We start from the raw sequence: 16,649 nt of genomic DNA, 5'->3' as shown, positions 1-16,649 counted from the left end.
ACTATACACTTCTTGAATAATGACAATATTAAAAAGATAAAATTTATTAATATGTAATCAAGGAGATGAAGTAATTATGACACAACAATTAATTGAAACATTAAAAGCTAAAGAAGATAAAATGATTGAAATTAGACGTTATATACATCAACATCCAGAACTATCTTTTCACGAAGATGAAACAGCTAAATATATTGCGGATTTTTATAAAGGAAAAGATGTTCAAGTAGAAACTAATTTCGGTGGTAGAGGAATTAAAGTCACAATCGATTCAGGAAAACCAGGTAAAACATTAGCAATTAGAGCTGACTTCAATGCACTGCCAATTACTGAAGATACAGGATTACCATTTGCTTCACAAAATGAAGGTGTAATGCATGCGTGTGGTCATGATGCACATACTGCATATATGCTCGTGTTAGCTGAAACTTTATCCGAAATGAAAGATGCGTTTACAGGTAAAGTCATTGTAATACATCAACCAGCAGAAGAAGTACCTCCAGGCGGAGCGAAAGGAATGGTTGAAGCAGGTATACTTGAAGGTGTGGACAATGTAGTTGGTGTACATGTAATGAGCACAATGGAAACTGGTAGTGTCTACTATCATCCAGGATATGTTCAAACAGGTCGTGCTTTCTTTAAATTAAAAGTTATTGGTAAAGGTGGACACGGTTCATCTCCACATATGGCAAATGATGCTATTGTGGCAGGAAGTTATTTTATAACACAATTACAAACAGTTGTATCTAGACGTTTAAGTCCTTTTGAAACAGGGGTTGTTACTATTGGTTCATTCGATGGTAAAGGACAATTTAACATCATTAAAGATTCTATTGAAGTTGAAGGCGATGTTCGCGGTTTGACTGAAGACACTAAAGCAACTATTGAACGTGAAATTAAAAGATTATCAAAAGGATTAGAAGAAACATTTGATGTGACTTGTGAGCTAGACTATAACGATGATTATCCAGCATTATATAACGATCCTGAATTCACAGAATATGTTGCTAAAACTTTGAAAAATGCAGATCTTGATTTTGGTGTTGAAAGTTGTGAACCTCAACCACCTTCAGAAGATTTTGCTTATTATGCTAAAGAAAAACCAAGTGCATTTATTTATACAGGTGCAGCTCCAGAAGATGGCAAAATCTATCCACATCACCATCCTAAATTTAAAATTTCAGAAAAAGCATTACTTATTTCTGCAGAAGCAGTTGGGACAGTTGTATTAGATTACCTAAAAGGGGAGAATTAGCATGAATGAAACATATCATGGCGGTAATAAATTAATTTTAGGCATCGTATTAGGCGTTATTACATTTTGGTTGTTTGCTCAATCACTTGTTAATGTAGTACCGAATTTGCAACAAAGTTTCGGTGCAGATATGGGTACAATTAGTATTGCTGTAAGTTTAACAGCCTTATTCTCTGGTATGTTTGTAGTAGGTGCCGGCGGAATAGCTGATAAAATCGGACGGGTCAAAATGACAAATATTGGATTAATATTAAGCATTATTGGTTCTGCTTTAATCATTATTTCCAATTTACCTTCATTATTAATTTTAGGTCGCGTGATCCAAGGATTTTCAGCAGCATGTATTATGCCATCAACACTTGCTATTATGAAAACATATTACCAAGGTGCTGAACGTCAACGTGCCCTTAGCTTTTGGTCTATTGGTTCATGGGGCGGCAGTGGTATTTGTTCACTATTTGGTGGCGCTGTTGCTACAACAATGGGATGGCGTTGGATATTTATTTTCTCAATTATTATTGCAATACTTTCAATGATTTTAATTAAAGGAACACCAGAAACAAAATCAGAAGTGACAAATGTACAGAAATTTGATGTTAAAGGATTAACAGTTTTAGTAATTATGTTATTAAGCTTGAACGTATTAATTACAAAAGGTGGCGCGATTGGCTATACGTCATTATGGTTCTATTTATTAGTTGCAATCGTATTAGTTTCTTTCTTTGTTTTCTTAAATGTAGAGAAAAAAGTGGACAACCCGCTCATCGATTTTAAATTATTTAAAAACAAACCATATACAGGCGCAACAATCTCTAACTTCTTATTGAATTGTGTTGCAGGTACATTAATTGTTGCTAATACATTTGTACAACAAGGTTTAGGTTATACTTCATTACAAGCAGGTTATTTATCAATTACGTATCTAATAGCAGTATTAGCAATGATACGTGTTGGAGAAAAATTACTTCAAAAAATGGGTTCTAAAAGACCGATGTTATTAGGATCTATGATTGTTGTCATTGGTATTCTCTTAATTTCATTAGTATTCCTACCAGAAACATTGTATATCATTAGTTGTGTCATAGGTTACTTATGTTTCGGACTAGGATTAGGTTTATATGCTACACCATCTACTGACACTGCTGTTTCAAATGCGCCTTTAGATAAAGTAGGAGTAGCTTCAGGAATCTATAAAATGGCATCATCACTTGGCGGTGCTTTCGGAGTTGCTATTAGTGGTGCAGTATTTGCAGGCGTTGTTGCAGCTACTAACTTACACACAGGTGCTATGATTGCATTATGGGTTAATGTACTTATGGGTGTACTTGCTCTTATCGCTATTATTTATGCTATACCTAATGATGATAAACGTGTTAAAACTAAATAAACAAAAATGGTTGGCTTTGCGATTATGCATAACCAACCATATTTAATATCTAATTAAGATTTTTCAAACTCTTCAATCACCATATTGTAACTCGTTAAATCCAATTAACCACTATTTTTTATATTTATATACCAATGATTTTGGTAGGTGACAGTAGTCATCTGGATAGCGTTCTAGTCTGTTTTGATGCATGTCGGCACTTTTTACATAATTAGTCAGTGGTAAGACTTCCGTCGCTATAAGATGATGGTCTTCGATGGCGTCAATAAACGCTTGTGCCTCTTTTAAATGTTTTGGATCTTCACTATATAAGCCTGTTCTATATTTCAAACCAATGTCTTGTCCTTGTTGATGAAGACTATATGGATCAATAATTTCAAAAAGGTATCCCATTAAGTCAGTCACTGATACTTGTTCAGGATCGAATTCTGTCTTAACAGCTTCTACATAACCATCATACTCGCCGTCTAAAGTATCGGTAATTCCATTCGCTCTACCACTTGTCGTATCGATAACACCAGGAAGTGTTCTAATATAAGCTTCCACACCATATAAACAACCACCAGCTAAATAAACTGTTTCCATCATATTCGCTCCTTTTAATTGAAAATAATTCTCAATTAAACTGTAACGAATAATGAGAGATAATTCAAATGAACAAATTTATATTATATGTCATCCGGTTGACACACTATTAGAAAGCGTTTACAATTCATATTAAATAAAGCGATTTCATAAAACAAAGGAGATATAGTATGAATATAAACCGTCTAACAGCACCATTTAAAAATAGATATTATTTACAAAGTTCAGTTATGATAATGCTTTTCTTTGCTTCATGGAGTATTTGGTGGTCATTTTTCCAAATATGGTTAACATCTGATAGTAATGGGCTAGGACTAAATGGAGAGAAAGTAGGTATCATTTATTCAGCCAATTCATTTGTGACCTTAATATTGATGTTTTTCTATGGGGTTATTCAAGATAAGTTAGTCATTAAACGTGGTTTGCTTATTTTTTGTGCAATATTTTCTACATTGGTTGGACCATTTTTCATTTGGGTTTATGCACCTTTAATACAAAGTCATTTTTGGGTAGGGGTTCCTCTTGGTGCGTTCTTCCTTTCATGTGGATTCTTAGCTGCTGTGGGTGTATTTGAAGCAGTTGGTGAGAGATTTAGTCGTATGTTTAACTTTAATTACGGTCAAGCTCGTGCATGGGGTTCATTCGGTTATGCTGTTATGGCACTTGTGGCTGGATTTACTTTTGTGAAAAATCCACATCTTAACTTTTGGTTAGGTTCTGTTCTAGGTTTCATACTATTATTGTTATTAATTTTTTGGAAATCTAAAAAAGAAGTTGATATTAAAGAACATATTGAAGAGGGTGATAGTGAGGCGGTACCCTCATTCAATAAAATTATTTCACTACTCAAAGTTAAAGATTTATGGGTTATTATTATTTTCATTATGTTTTCTTGGTCTTTCTATACGATATTTGATCAACAAATGTTCCCAGATTTCTATACTAAATTATTCCCAACAGTAAGTATGGGACAACAAACGTATGGCACACTCAATTCTGTACAAGTATTTTTTGAAAGTATTATGATGGCAGTTGTTCCCGTTATTATGATGAAAATTGGTGTCAGAAAAACATTACTACTAGGTGTGACGGTGATGTTTTTACGTATCGGATTATGTGGTATAGCAAGTGGACCAGTGAGTGTTTCCTTTATTAAAATGTTTCATGCATTAGAAGTACCATTATTTTTATTACCAATTTTTAGATATATCACGTTACACTTTGATACTAAATTATCAGCGACAATTTATATGGTTGGATATAATGTTTCTGCTCAAATTGGACAAGTCGTTTTATCTAGTCCATTGGGTATTTTACGAGATCATATTGGTTATCAACCAACGTTCTTCGTTATATCATCTATTGTGTTATTAGCAGGTATTTTCGCATTCTTTACATTAAGAAAAGATAATGAATATGTTTATGGTGATCCTTTTGTCAAAGATTTACATAAAGAGAAGGAGATTGTATAACAATGGACGAACAAAATAAATTAGAAGTAACAAATTCACGATATCGTTTAGGTTATCATGTCATGCCTAAATACGGTTGGATCAATGACCCAAATGGTTTTTCATATTTTGATGGATATTATCATATGTTTTATCAATATTATCCTTATGCACCTGAATGGGGGCCAATGCACTGGGGACATGCACGTAGTAAAGATTTAGTACATTGGGAAACATTACCTATCGCTTTGGAACCAGGAGACATGGAAGACAAAAATGGTTGTTTTTCTGGAACAGGCATTGTAAAAGACGATATCTTATATTTATTTTATACAGGACATCATTATTATAACGATGATGACCCAGATCATTTTTGGCAAAATCAGAACATGGCTTATAGCGAAGATGGTATTCATTTTCAAAAATATGAGCATAATGCGATTATTCCAACGCCACCTAAAGATAATACACATCATTTTAGAGATCCAAAGGTATGGGAACATGATGGCCGTTATTACATGATTGTCGGAAGCCAGAATGACAAAGAACTTGGTCGAATTATTTTATATCGTTCAGATGATTTATATACTTGGGAATATATCGGTCCTGTAGATGAATCAAATGGACAACATACAGAAGGCTATATGTGGGAATGTCCAGATTTATTTGAACTTGATGGGAAACATGTCTTTCTATTTTCACCACAAGGAATGGAAGCTGAAGAAGAACAATACTTAAATCTATTCCAAAATGGCTACTTTGTTGGGTACTTTGATTACAACACTCATAAATTCATAAGAAAACAATTTAAAGAGTTAGATCATGGACATGACTTTTATGCACCTCAAACGATGCAAGCACCTGATGGCAGAAGAATCCTTATTGGTTGGATGGCTATGTGGGAAGCGAATATGCCGGAAAAAGAAGATGGCTGGTCTGGCGCATTAACGTTACCTAGAGAACTTTATTTGAAAGACAACCACTTATACATGCGTCCAGTTGAAGAACTAAAGTCTTTACGTATAGATGATGGTAAACAACAAAGTTACACACTCACTGAGCCTGTAATGATTTCACAAGGCAAGAAACAAGCAGAAGTTAATTTAAATATACCAGCATCAGATTTCACTATTAATTTAAAACATCAACACAATGACTTATTATCTTTAAAATATGATGCTGAAAGTCAAAAATTCACGTTATACCGTAATGATATTGGTGATTATAGATATGCGACGGTTCAATCTAGCGATAATCTAAATTTACAACTATATATTGATACAAGTTCTATTGAAATATTTATTAATGATGGAGAAGCGGTATTCACAGAAAGATATTACAGTGAAGAGGCACCAGAAGTATGGGTTTCTTCAGAGGAAGTCATTAATATAGAAACTTCAGTTTATGAATTGGAACATCAAGCAATACAATTTGATTAACATAAAGTAAGTTAAAATAGAGTTGAGCACATATTGGTAAAAATAATTGCCTGTGCTTAACTCTTATTTTTCTGTCGAATTCTGTTTATGAAACGTGCATAATATACATAAGTATTTAAATGAATTGGAGTAGATAACGATGAAACCGAAATTGGAAGATGTAGCTAAACTAGCCCAAGTTTCGAAAACGACCGTTTCGCGTGTATTAAATAATCGTGGATATATTAGTGATGAAACTAAAGATAAAGTCTATCAAGCGATGACAACTTTAAATTATCAACCAAATTCTGCAGCTAGACAATTATATAATCAAAAAACAAATATAGTTGGGCTATTGTTTCCTACTGTATCAAACCCATTTTTCGGGGAGTTAGTATTAGAACTTGAAAGAAAATTATATGATCTGGGTTATATCGTAATTATTGGGAACTCAATGAATGATTGTGACAAGGAAACGCATTATATTAATCAGTTACTATCAAATCAATTAGATGGATTGATTGTTGGTACCCATAATATTGGTATTGAGCAATACAATAATAGAAACCTTTCGATAGTGGCGATAGATAGAGTAGTTAATGAAGATATTCCTGATATTCGGTCAGATAATTTTGAAGGTGGAGTACTCGCAACACAGCATTTAATTGATAGAGGTGCAAAGCATATTATCCATACTAATGGGCCAATTGATGTAAATACGACTGCTAATTTGAGACAATCAGGCTACGAAGACACTATGAAACAACATGGTTTAACACCGATCACATATACAATTAATTTCGAATTAAGCTTTGATGAAAAAGCTAAAAAGTTTAGACAAATTTTTGAAGAACATCCAGAAGTTGATGGCATTTTTGCGTCTAATGATACTGATGCGATTCAAATTTATAACATGGCTGCAACTTATAATAAAAGAGTACCTGAAGATCTCAAAATTATAGGGTATGACGGTACGGAATTAATGAGACATATGCATCCAGAGCTTACAACAATCATTCAACCGATTAACAGCATTGCACAACAAGCAGTGAACGCTTTGGAACAACGTATTAATAATGAAGAAACAGAACAACATACGATATTACCAGTGGAACTATGGCAAGGTTCGACGAGTTAGTTTTGTATTTATCATTATTTAAAAGGGTGTAATAAAGTGTTTAGGAGCAAATACATGAAACTAACATTAAACTTGCTGAATATCATTAACTATTTAGTTCTAGTTATATTGATTGTTATTAATTTTAATCGATTAAGTCAATTTGGTTTAGATATTTGTTTATATTTTCTAATTGCGAGTGGCGTATTGCTTACTATTTCAATCTTGGTTTATTTTATATACAAATTGGAATCTTTTTTAATCAGTGTTTTTATTAATCTCGTTAATATAGTGATTATATTTCCAATTTTACTCTTAGTATTGTTTTAGTCATTAACATGGTAGCAAGTGCTCTCGTATTCCAGTACGAAAGCTATTTTTTGTCTTTATTATTATAGAGACATAGAACGTACCTATCATGTTCGCTATAATTGAAACCGCTATCACAAAACTGCTTAAAAACTTATAAAATAACTATGCTATTATGGAAAATAATGGTATCATAATCATAACTTGAAAACACTTTCGTATAAGAGGCTGAGACATAAAGTATTTATGCTCTGGAAAACGAATTAACGATATCCTAAGCGCTTTTGTCCGGTTCTCTCCTCGAGAGTGTTTTTTTAAAGAATATTATTTAGAATATTTTAAATTTAAGAAAAATTATGAAAGTTACATGAGGTATTTGAAATATGGGCGAGAAACAGATAATTACACCCAAAACATTTTTATTTAATGTATTAAATGGATTAGCGATAGCAATTATAGTAGGAATGATTCCCAATGCGATTTTAGGAGAATTATGTAAATATTTAAGTCAGTATAATGAAATTTTCGCTAAGATAGCTATTGTGGTTCAAGGTATTCAATATACGACTCCAATACTTACAGGCGTCATTATTGCGATACAATTTGGATTAGGACAATTACAAACCGCTGTAGTGGGTGCAGCAGCCTTTGTGGGTTCAGGAGCAACTACGATTACAGATAATAAATGGGTTATTACTGGTATAGGTGATTTAATCAACACAATGATTACAGCTGCTATTGCAGTAGGTATTATATTATTGATTAAAGATCGAGTAGAAAATTTTAATATGATTGTGTTACCTATTGTTGGGGCAGGTGTCGCTGGTTTAATTGGTTTGTTACTGTTACCTTATACTAAACTAATTACGGTTGGCATAGGTAATTTTGTTAATAGTTTAACGAATACACAACCTATTATTATGACGATATTGATTGCAATGATCTTTTCAATTCTTATAGTATCACCAATATCGTCCATAGGAATAGGTGTCGCAATTGGTATATCAGGATTAGCTGCTGGCTCTGCTGCAATTGGCGCTGGTACTTGTGCGATTGTGTTAGCCGTTGGAGCATGGCGTGTAAACAAAGTAGGTGTTCCTATTACAGTACTTCTTGGTGCAGTTAAATTAATGATGCCTAATACAATACGACATCCGATTATATTCTTACCAATTGTATGTTCAGCCGCAGTATCAGGACTTATAGGCGGTTTGTTTAATATTAAAGGTGCATCAGATTCTGCAGGTTTTGGTTTAATTGGTTTAGTAGGACCTATAAAATCATTAGGATTATTAGACGGAGGTATGGCTAGTGGACTGGTAATAGTTACTATAACATATATTATTGTCCCATTGGTAGCAGCCATATTCTTCAACTATTTATTTACAAAAGTCTTGAAATTATACGATTCAGAAGTGTTTGTTTTCAGATCAAAATAATAAGACAATAATAATGATATTAATATTCAATCAACGCTCTCGTATAGATCATACGGGAGCTTTTTTTATTCCTAAAATATCATATTAAAATTTGAGTGAGTCACATGCTTTAGGTATACTCATATTAAGAATAATAAAAATGCAAATGGGTTTATCTTCATATCTGTTTAAAGTAAAGACTCACCATATTAATGACAAACATTAGGGGAGATATAACATGGAAATTAATTTAGATCATCCAGTTTATACAGTTCATGGTTTAATGAAAATTGTTCAAGCTCAAGGTATTCCAGGAACGCTTTGTTTATTAGAAGATGCCATTTACTTTGAAGCGGATGGGTTTTTAAAAGGTTCTGAAATTAAAAATGTCTTTCATTTTGATGAGATTAAAAGTGTGAAATTTGGTTTATCTTTAAATCCATTTAGAATTGTTATTACTGAAAAAGATGGCGAAAATTGGATTTTTGACTATGTGCCACGTGCAGAAGGGAAGAAATTTGTAGAATTATATAATGACATAAAAGAAAGTAATTGAAACGAGCTATATATCTTAGTTATATTAAGATATATTAATTTTAAAAATATTGTCTATAATCCTATAATATAGTATTATAAAAGTATAAAAAAACACCTAGTCACTGATGGCGAATCAACAACTAGGTGTAAAACTTAGTAAACATATTCGTTGAGCTGGATAACTCGGTATATGTTATTTACTTACAGCCTATGTAATAGGTGCTCCCGTACTTCCAATACGGGGGCTATTTTTTTGTCTTTATTACTATAATGACATAGAACGTTCCTATTATGCTTACAATGATTGAAAAATCAATTTGAAGGAATATTGTCATACTTATCACCCCACTTTACTTACAAATATTCATAGGTGTATGTGATAACATATGACAAATAGGCTCACTAAGTTTTATGATTATATTATACTAAGTTAATAGATTGTTTTAAATATAATTTAACATTTGTATAGTTTCGTTTTTAATGATAGTCTAAATTTATAGATAGAACATAAATAATAAACATTAATAAAGGTTGTGTTTAGTGATGGATAGAGATTATTTATCAACAACGATACAAGCACTATATAATGATATTTTGATTGATTTGAATATTGATAAGATAAATACTTATTTTTCACCTTTGTATGTTCAAACTACTGACCACGTAACTTCTGATATTAATGAGTTTACTGAACATCTTAGGAAACTAAAAGAAGTAGTTTCAAAGCTAACAATTAAACAATTTGAAACAATGTTAATTGACGAAAATCAGAATACTGTATTCTTACGTTATAATGTTTACGTTACAAAAAAGAATGGGAATCGTGGGAAAATAGAAGTGTATGCAGAATTTAAATTTAATGAAGATGGAAAAGTAATAAGTTGTAATGAATTAACAATGCCTTATTCTGAAGAATTAAAAGGTATAGGTAGTATTAAATAAAATTATGAACATGATATTGAAGTAATCTACTAAACTTGTAAACGTTAAAGAAACAGGTCTTCCTAAAAAGAAAATTGGAAGACCTGTTTACATATCCTACTTATCTGTAACTTTCTCGCTTTTGACGGTATCCGCTAAAATGTTATCCCAAAATCCTTGAAGTTCTTCTACTGAGATATCTTTTTCATTTTTTTGTGTACCGACAAAGTCACCGTGATCCCAATTATGTTTAACAGGTGTCACTTGCCATACGCCTTTTTGAGGTTGATCTGAAGCATCCACATATTTTTGGTTGAATGGATGTTTGGCAGAAATGGTTGATACCAGTCCATCATTCTCTCGCCAAACTTTATCGTCTAGTTTACCAATAACATTTGCTGTTGTTAGATACTTAATGTTCATATGACGATCGCGTTTATAAATACCATTTTTATCTGGTTCGGTAGATTCACCTGAATATGTTTTGTATACAATATTAGGGTTTAAAGATGTCTTATTATTAAGTTCTTGTGCGCCTTGAGTGGTTAAATCATATAAGCCATTGTCTTGAGTTGTCCAAAGTTTGCTGTTTTTAACGCGTTTCACGTATTCAGTATAAGATTCGTTAGGCTGTTGTTTTAATCCCCATTGTCTTAAACCAAGGTCAGAGCGGGAATGTTTACCACCTTGAGTTTTAGCATAGTCATATAGTACCTGTCTAATGATAGCTTCATTGCCTAATTTATCTGACGCATGTGTACCGTTATGAGGTGTTGCAAGCGTTGTAATTGAAGAAATCATATTATCTTGTCCACCTTTATATAACGGTGAAATATCGCCACCATGTTGCTTCTGGTATTCAACCTCCTCAGGATCTCCATTACGAAGCATATCTTCTAATAGTCTAACGGTTTGTCCGCCCATACTATGACCAACTAAGTGAATCTTCTGTCCAGGTTTCCAATCTTTATAAGCACCTGCATAAGTTTTACCATAACGTTCGTGACCGTATTTTGCAGCATGTGCAGCGCCGTAATCTACAGTGCCACCTTTAATGTAATAGTATAGTTCAACAGCTCTATCATAATTGCTGCCTAATGCGCTGACACTAGCTTCACTGACGTTATAACCTTTAGCACGCGCTTCTTGAGTGATTTTAAGACGATCGCCACCCCAATAATTGCTGTTATCAAGGCCGGGACCATTATCGGCAGTGTAACCATTAAAGCCATGTACAAGAATAATAGGGTCATGATTTTTATATTGAATTTGAGGCGCAACTTTATTGGTTTGGTCTTTAGCTGGTTGTACAGCTTTATCCTTAGATTTATTGTTATGTATTGCTACGGCGTTTTTTGTAAGAGTATTAATACCGTCTTTTGATTCATCATCTTTATCATTTGTTGGGTTGCTATGTTTTTGATTACTATTATCTAACTGATTCAATTTAATATCATTTTGAGATTGAGTGTTTTTAGTTTGTGACTGATTATTTACTTCATTAGTTTTTTCTTCTGCTGCAGAAGAATCTTTAGCTGTGATATGTTGTTTCGATGATGATTGTTGTGACTCGGTCTCTGACGACACTTCTTTATTAGAATCTTCTTGCAGGGATGTCTTAGGGACCTCTTGTTTATTTGTGCTGTCATTAGCTTGAGTTGCTGATAGTTGATGCTCGTTAGAAGTTTGGTCTTTTTCTAATGATGGTGTTTGATCCGATTTCTCCACTTTAGTGTTAGATTGTTGATCTGTTTTAGATAACTCGTGAGGTTGTTGTTTCTCTGAGTTTGGTTTGTCAGATTGATTTTCATTTACATATGAATCATTAGTTTGTTGGTTATCTTTAGGTTGAAGGGAGTCTTCTTGAGTAGTCGATTCTTGATTTTGTTTTGTTGATTTTTGCTGCTGATCATCTGATTCTTTTGCAGTCTTTTCTTCATTATTATTAGGTGTTTTAGTATTTGTATTTTCACGTGAAACATCACTATTATTATTTTCTTGTTGTGAATTTAAATGTTCTTCTTTAGTTTCAGTTGTTTGCGCATTTTCATTCGCTATAGATGAAGCTTTGTTATTTTGATTATTTGAGTTCTCATTTTGTGTTTGTTCAGTTTGAGCTGAATGCTGATCTGATTGAGTTGTAGCAGTCGTTTGTGCGTTATTATTTTCGTTTTTAGTTTCATCGGCATGTGCAACACTACCGCCACCTATTAAGAGCATCGTTGCGACCATAATTGAAGATGCACCAATACTTAGTTTGCGAATACTATAAGCATGCGTTCTATTTGTCATGATTTTAGCACCTCTATTAACTAAATTTTTAAACTGTAACGTGATCAAATTTAAAGTTAATCAAATTCAATCACGAGATGTCTTCATCATAAATAAGAATTATGAAGCTAATATAAATTTCTATTTACAATTTCTTAAAGTCATTGAACACATCAATTCCAAGCCAACTATAAACTAACTAAAAAAACCATTTGTAATCTGTAAGTTGTTTACAGACCACAAATGGCAATAAATTCGTATAAAGTTTTAGTCTTTTAAATTCACATTCAGTTTATATGGTTGTTTACCAATTACGAAACGACATAGAGCAAACTCTCGGAGAATAATACCGACACCCACACACATACCTAAAGTACACACTAATGATATTACTATAAAGATAATACTTGTATTGATGAAAATAGACGTATATTCATATAGATATTCTAAAATGATCGGGTGTAATAGATATATGAAAAATGAAAATGAATTAACTAAATTCGTGACGCCATACATAAGCGTATTGAAATGAATAAATATACTAAGTAATAGTAAAAACATAAATGTATGATATAGCATTAATGTTTCAGTATAACTTGTTACATTCCAATAATCATGTTTACCAAATGCAAACACAAAAATTAAATAAGACACTACAGATAAAGTTAGTATAATAAACGGAAATTCATAAACAAACTTCATAATTCTATTGTAGTTATAGCCGATATAACCACCTAGGAAGAAGAAAAAGATCCACCCTAAAATAAATGTATTATCACTTAATGGATATATGTGATGTAATTGTGTTTCGAATGCATGATTTGTATGTAGTAAACGCAAAAATACAAATTGAACAATGAATGATCCTATTAATAGAATTTTACTATTGAATATTTTAGGTGATATTTTATAGATGATATAGCTTAATATGAAGTACTGAACTATAACGATAATAAAATAACCATACCAATATCCTAATACGACATTTTGGTAGAATTGGTGCCAGAAAGGATCTCCTAATTTTCTGGATTCACTATAACAATAGAAACAACCTACTAATAAATAGGGCATAATGATGTATTTAAAACGTGATGTTAAATAATTCAATTTTAATGAAGAATAATTTAACGTTGTCAGTAATTGAGACAACACGATGAAACACGGTGTGCCAAAGATAAATATATTTTGAGCATAATAAATGACTTTAAGTTGCGCTGTATCATCACCATCTATACCGCGCATATATTGCGTTAATATATGTGTGACGATAATAATAACGCAGAGAAATGCTCTAAGGTAGATGAGTTCTTTTTTCTTTTTATTTTGACTTGCCATCTTTAAAACCATCCCATTTTTTAATTAATTTATTAAAGGAATCTTCGTTTACTAAAACACGTGGAATAGCATAATTATCATCATCTGGATAGACTGAGCGGTCTGCTAATGTATAAGCATATTTAATATTTTCAGATTTCAATATTTTTATATTTTTCTTACTTGGTTCTCCATATGGAAAGGCTAAAGAATTATTAGTCTTATCAAAGTTTTTGTTAATATAATGGTTACTTTTACTTATATCATTTTTAATTTGTTTTCCACTTTTTTTTGTAATAATTGACTTGTTGTCTTTGGTTAATGAGTGAAGGTTATGTGTATGAGAACTGAATGTCCAAATCTTTGATTTCTGCATTTCTTTTAATTTACTTAGGTTAATGAGGTTAAGATTGTGGAAATCGTCTTCTCCGACATGGCCGGTAATCACAAATCCTGTTGCTGGTACATTATATTTCTTTAATATCGGATAAGCACTGTCATAAACGGACATGTCGATATCATCGAAGTTGATCCATACACTACGCGCAGGGAACTTACCTTTACTCTTATAATGTTGAAATTCCTTTTCTGTTAAAAAGTGTGCATCATGATCTTTCAACCACTTAATTTGTTTATTAAATTCTTTTTTAGTCACACTATAATCATTAATTTCTTTACTACTTGAAATGGTGAATAATGTATCTTCAAACCAATTACCATCACGGACACGATGGTAATTTAATGCTAAAGCGCTGTTTTCATGATGTTTACTATTTAACGGGTTTTTCTTTTCTTTAGCGAATGAAGTATTGTCATAAAAAATCATCAAGAAAAATAATGACGTGAATAATAGGGTGGCAATAAGTTTAGAACACTTTCCCATGATTAATACCTTCTTTTTTATATATTCTTTTTCTAATTAATAAGAATAATGAGAATACAATAGCATCAAAAATGATGAATTTTAATAATAAATTGAAAGTTTCGAACATAGTGTCTTGTTCAATGTTCAGTAACGTTCTTATAATTAAAACTAATTCATGACTTAAATTGAAAAGTGAGCCAATAATTAGAATGCAGGCTATAGCGAAATAGACCCAAAATATAATACTTAATGCAAAAGTAATGACTTCTCTTATACAATGTAAACAAAAATATGTACTTAGCTTTTTCCTCTGTCTGGGCTTGTCCATGTGGCAAACTCTCCTTTCTTTCTAGTAAGTGCTTTTGGAAAGGCAATAATAGCGACGGAAGCGTTAAGCAACCAATATATAGCTGAATACCAGCTTAAATAGAAAATAGTGAAAATATTAATTTTTTCGTATTTACTATCTGCAATAAGTGAAACTGTGAATTGAACTGTATTGATAAATGTTAGTAATAAGGCCGATAAAATGATGAGTGAAAATTTATAATTTAAGAAGTGGTAGTCTAAGAAGTTAGCATTTATAATTTGAATGATTAAAATAGAGACAACGCAGTAAACCCAAATAAGCGAAAAGATTTGTTCGAATACGAGTAAATATATGGCTGGATTCATTGATTTTAACCCGGCTTTAAAGTCACGAATTAAAACTTCTTGTCCGCCTTGTGCCCATCTTAATCGTTGTTTCCATAGGCCTCCCACAGTTTCGGGTACAAGCATTCTACAAAGTGCTCTAGGTTCATATTTAATTTGAAATCCTGCTAGATGGAATTTCCATGAGATGGCAATATCTTCAGTAATCATATCGATATCCCATTTTCCAACCTGTATAACTGCAGATTTTCTAAATAGTGTAAATACACCAGAGATTGTATTAATTTTTCCTGTTAAAGATTGTGCACGTTTGATACTTCCTACCATACTTGCATATTCAATAGTTTGGATTTTACCAAGTATAGATTTTTTATTTCTTATTCTTGGATTACCAGTAACTGCTGCTAATTTAGGATTGTCTTGGAAGTGTTGAATCATAAAGTAAGGTGCGCAATTATCGATAAGCGTGTCTGCGTCTATGCCCATAACGTAATCATACTCGGCATAATCAACACCTTTGTTTAGAGCATTGGCTTTCCCTTGATTGACTTTAAGATCGACAAATGTGAAATCCATTGTTTCTTGAAGCTTATAAATAATCTGTGCAGAATTATCTGAACTTCCATCATTGATGACAATGATTTGTTTGTTTGGAAATTCTAATGACAATAGATTTTCAATTGTATCTTTAATTGTTTCTTCTTCGTTAAAGCAAGGAACTAAAAATGATATACCTTCTTCTCCTATGGCTTTAGTCGGTTTTTGAGTAAGCCATAGCTCAGAAAAGAACATATAAATAATCGTTCCTACTATCCAAAATACAGACATAAATAACGGATAAAGTATTAAGAAATTTAATAAGTTCATGTTTCTCCCCCTAGGAATTTTTAACATGAACTGATGATAATGCAGTTTTCTAGGAGTTGCAACACTTTTTTAATATATAAAAAAGTTATAATTGGTATAATTATTATTAAACAAAAATAACTCTATTATTAATAATAGAGTTAAAAATTTTATGCTTAAGAAGTTTTAGTTGGTAAAAAGAGTTTATGGGTGAAAAAACGCTTTAGACAGTTTTAGTTTACTGTCAAAAAGGAAAAACTTAGCAATAAATCAATGGACAAAAAATGTTGTGTTAACAATA

General features: G+C 32.0%; 14 protein-coding genes. 8 read left to right on the top strand and 6 right to left on the bottom strand.

What is annotated here, in order from left to right; translation table 11 throughout:
* The first annotated feature begins 76 nt into the window (after positions 1-76).
* The gene (locus tag HMPREF3125_RS02495) at positions 77-1,255 is read left to right on the top strand and encodes a M20 family metallopeptidase (protein ID WP_070451707.1); all 1,179 of its coding nucleotides are present in this window, start codon (positions 77-79) and stop codon (positions 1,253-1,255) included.
* Between the two features lies 1 nt (position 1,256).
* Positions 1,257-2,642 (top strand): MFS transporter, encoded by a 1,386-nt coding sequence (locus HMPREF3125_RS02490; RefSeq protein ID WP_070451705.1) that lies wholly within the window; start codon positions 1,257-1,259, stop codon positions 2,640-2,642.
* A gap of 111 nt (positions 2,643-2,753) precedes the next feature.
* Here HMPREF3125_RS02490 and HMPREF3125_RS02485 read toward each other — a convergent pair whose 3' ends face one another.
* On the bottom strand, positions 2,754-3,227 hold the full coding sequence (locus HMPREF3125_RS02485) for a peptide-methionine (S)-S-oxide reductase (RefSeq protein ID WP_017637820.1): 474 nt from the start codon (positions 3,225-3,227) through the stop codon (positions 2,754-2,756).
* Between the two features lie 170 nt (positions 3,228-3,397).
* Between HMPREF3125_RS02485 and HMPREF3125_RS02480 the strand changes: the two genes are divergently transcribed.
* From HMPREF3125_RS02480 to HMPREF3125_RS02455, 6 genes are all read left to right on the top strand, one after another.
* Complete coding sequence (locus HMPREF3125_RS02480) at positions 3,398-4,699, top strand: MFS transporter (RefSeq protein WP_070451703.1); 1,302 nt, start codon at positions 3,398-3,400, stop codon at positions 4,697-4,699.
* Positions 4,700-4,701: 2 nt separating this feature from the next.
* Positions 4,702-6,117 carry a glycoside hydrolase family 32 protein gene (locus HMPREF3125_RS02475; protein WP_070451701.1) on the top strand — a complete coding sequence of 472 codons (1,416 nt, stop codon included), beginning with the start codon at positions 4,702-4,704 and terminating at the stop codon, positions 6,115-6,117.
* 139 nt (positions 6,118-6,256) lie between these two features.
* Positions 6,257-7,234: a LacI family DNA-binding transcriptional regulator gene (locus HMPREF3125_RS02470; RefSeq protein WP_070451699.1), complete on the top strand. Its 978-nt coding sequence runs from the start codon at positions 6,257-6,259 to the stop codon at positions 7,232-7,234.
* Positions 7,235-7,905: 671 nt separating this feature from the next.
* Positions 7,906-8,961: a PTS sugar transporter subunit IIC gene (locus HMPREF3125_RS02465; RefSeq protein ID WP_070451697.1), complete on the top strand. Its 1,056-nt coding sequence runs from the start codon at positions 7,906-7,908 to the stop codon at positions 8,959-8,961.
* A gap of 217 nt (positions 8,962-9,178) precedes the next feature.
* Positions 9,179-9,496, top strand: coding sequence for a hypothetical protein (locus HMPREF3125_RS02460; RefSeq protein WP_070451695.1), 318 nt, complete (start codon positions 9,179-9,181; stop codon positions 9,494-9,496).
* 524 nt (positions 9,497-10,020) lie between these two features.
* Positions 10,021-10,419 carry a hypothetical protein gene (locus tag HMPREF3125_RS02455; protein WP_070451693.1) on the top strand — a complete coding sequence of 133 codons (399 nt, stop codon included), beginning with the start codon at positions 10,021-10,023 and terminating at the stop codon, positions 10,417-10,419.
* 96 nt (positions 10,420-10,515) lie between these two features.
* Here the strand turns inward: HMPREF3125_RS02455 and lip are convergent, their stop codons facing one another.
* The 5 genes from lip to icaA form a co-directional block, all read right to left on the bottom strand.
* Complete coding sequence (gene lip / locus HMPREF3125_RS02450) at positions 10,516-12,690, bottom strand: YSIRK-targeted triacylglycerol lipase (protein ID WP_070451691.1); 2,175 nt, start codon at positions 12,688-12,690, stop codon at positions 10,516-10,518.
* A 246-nt stretch (positions 12,691-12,936) separates the two neighbouring features.
* Entirely contained in the window at positions 12,937-14,004 is a 1,068-nt protein-coding gene (gene icaC, locus HMPREF3125_RS02445; protein ID WP_029056681.1) for a polysaccharide intercellular adhesin biosynthesis/export protein IcaC, read from the bottom strand.
* On the bottom strand, positions 13,988-14,866 hold the full coding sequence (icaB, locus tag HMPREF3125_RS02440) for an intercellular adhesin biosynthesis polysaccharide N-deacetylase (RefSeq protein WP_029056682.1): 879 nt from the start codon (positions 14,864-14,866) through the stop codon (positions 13,988-13,990). The genes icaC and icaB overlap by 17 nt, the downstream gene beginning before the upstream one ends.
* The gene (gene icaD / locus HMPREF3125_RS02435) at positions 14,850-15,176 is read right to left on the bottom strand and encodes an intracellular adhesion protein IcaD (RefSeq protein ID WP_046467279.1); all 327 of its coding nucleotides are present in this window, start codon (positions 15,174-15,176) and stop codon (positions 14,850-14,852) included. The genes icaB and icaD overlap by 17 nt, the downstream gene beginning before the upstream one ends.
* Positions 15,146-16,369, bottom strand: coding sequence for a poly-beta-1,6 N-acetyl-D-glucosamine synthase IcaA (icaA, locus tag HMPREF3125_RS02430; RefSeq protein WP_070451688.1), 1,224 nt, complete (start codon positions 16,367-16,369; stop codon positions 15,146-15,148). Before icaA ends, icaD begins: the two co-directional genes overlap by 31 nt.
* Positions 16,370-16,649 lie beyond the last annotated feature (280 nt).

The sequence above is a fragment of the Staphylococcus sp. HMSC13A10 genome, assembly GCF_001808005.1.
GTDB lineage: Bacteria > Bacillota > Bacilli > Staphylococcales > Staphylococcaceae > Staphylococcus > Staphylococcus pasteuri.
The sequence above is the reverse complement of the archived record's forward strand: the minus strand, read 5'-3'. Positions and strand labels throughout refer to the sequence as shown.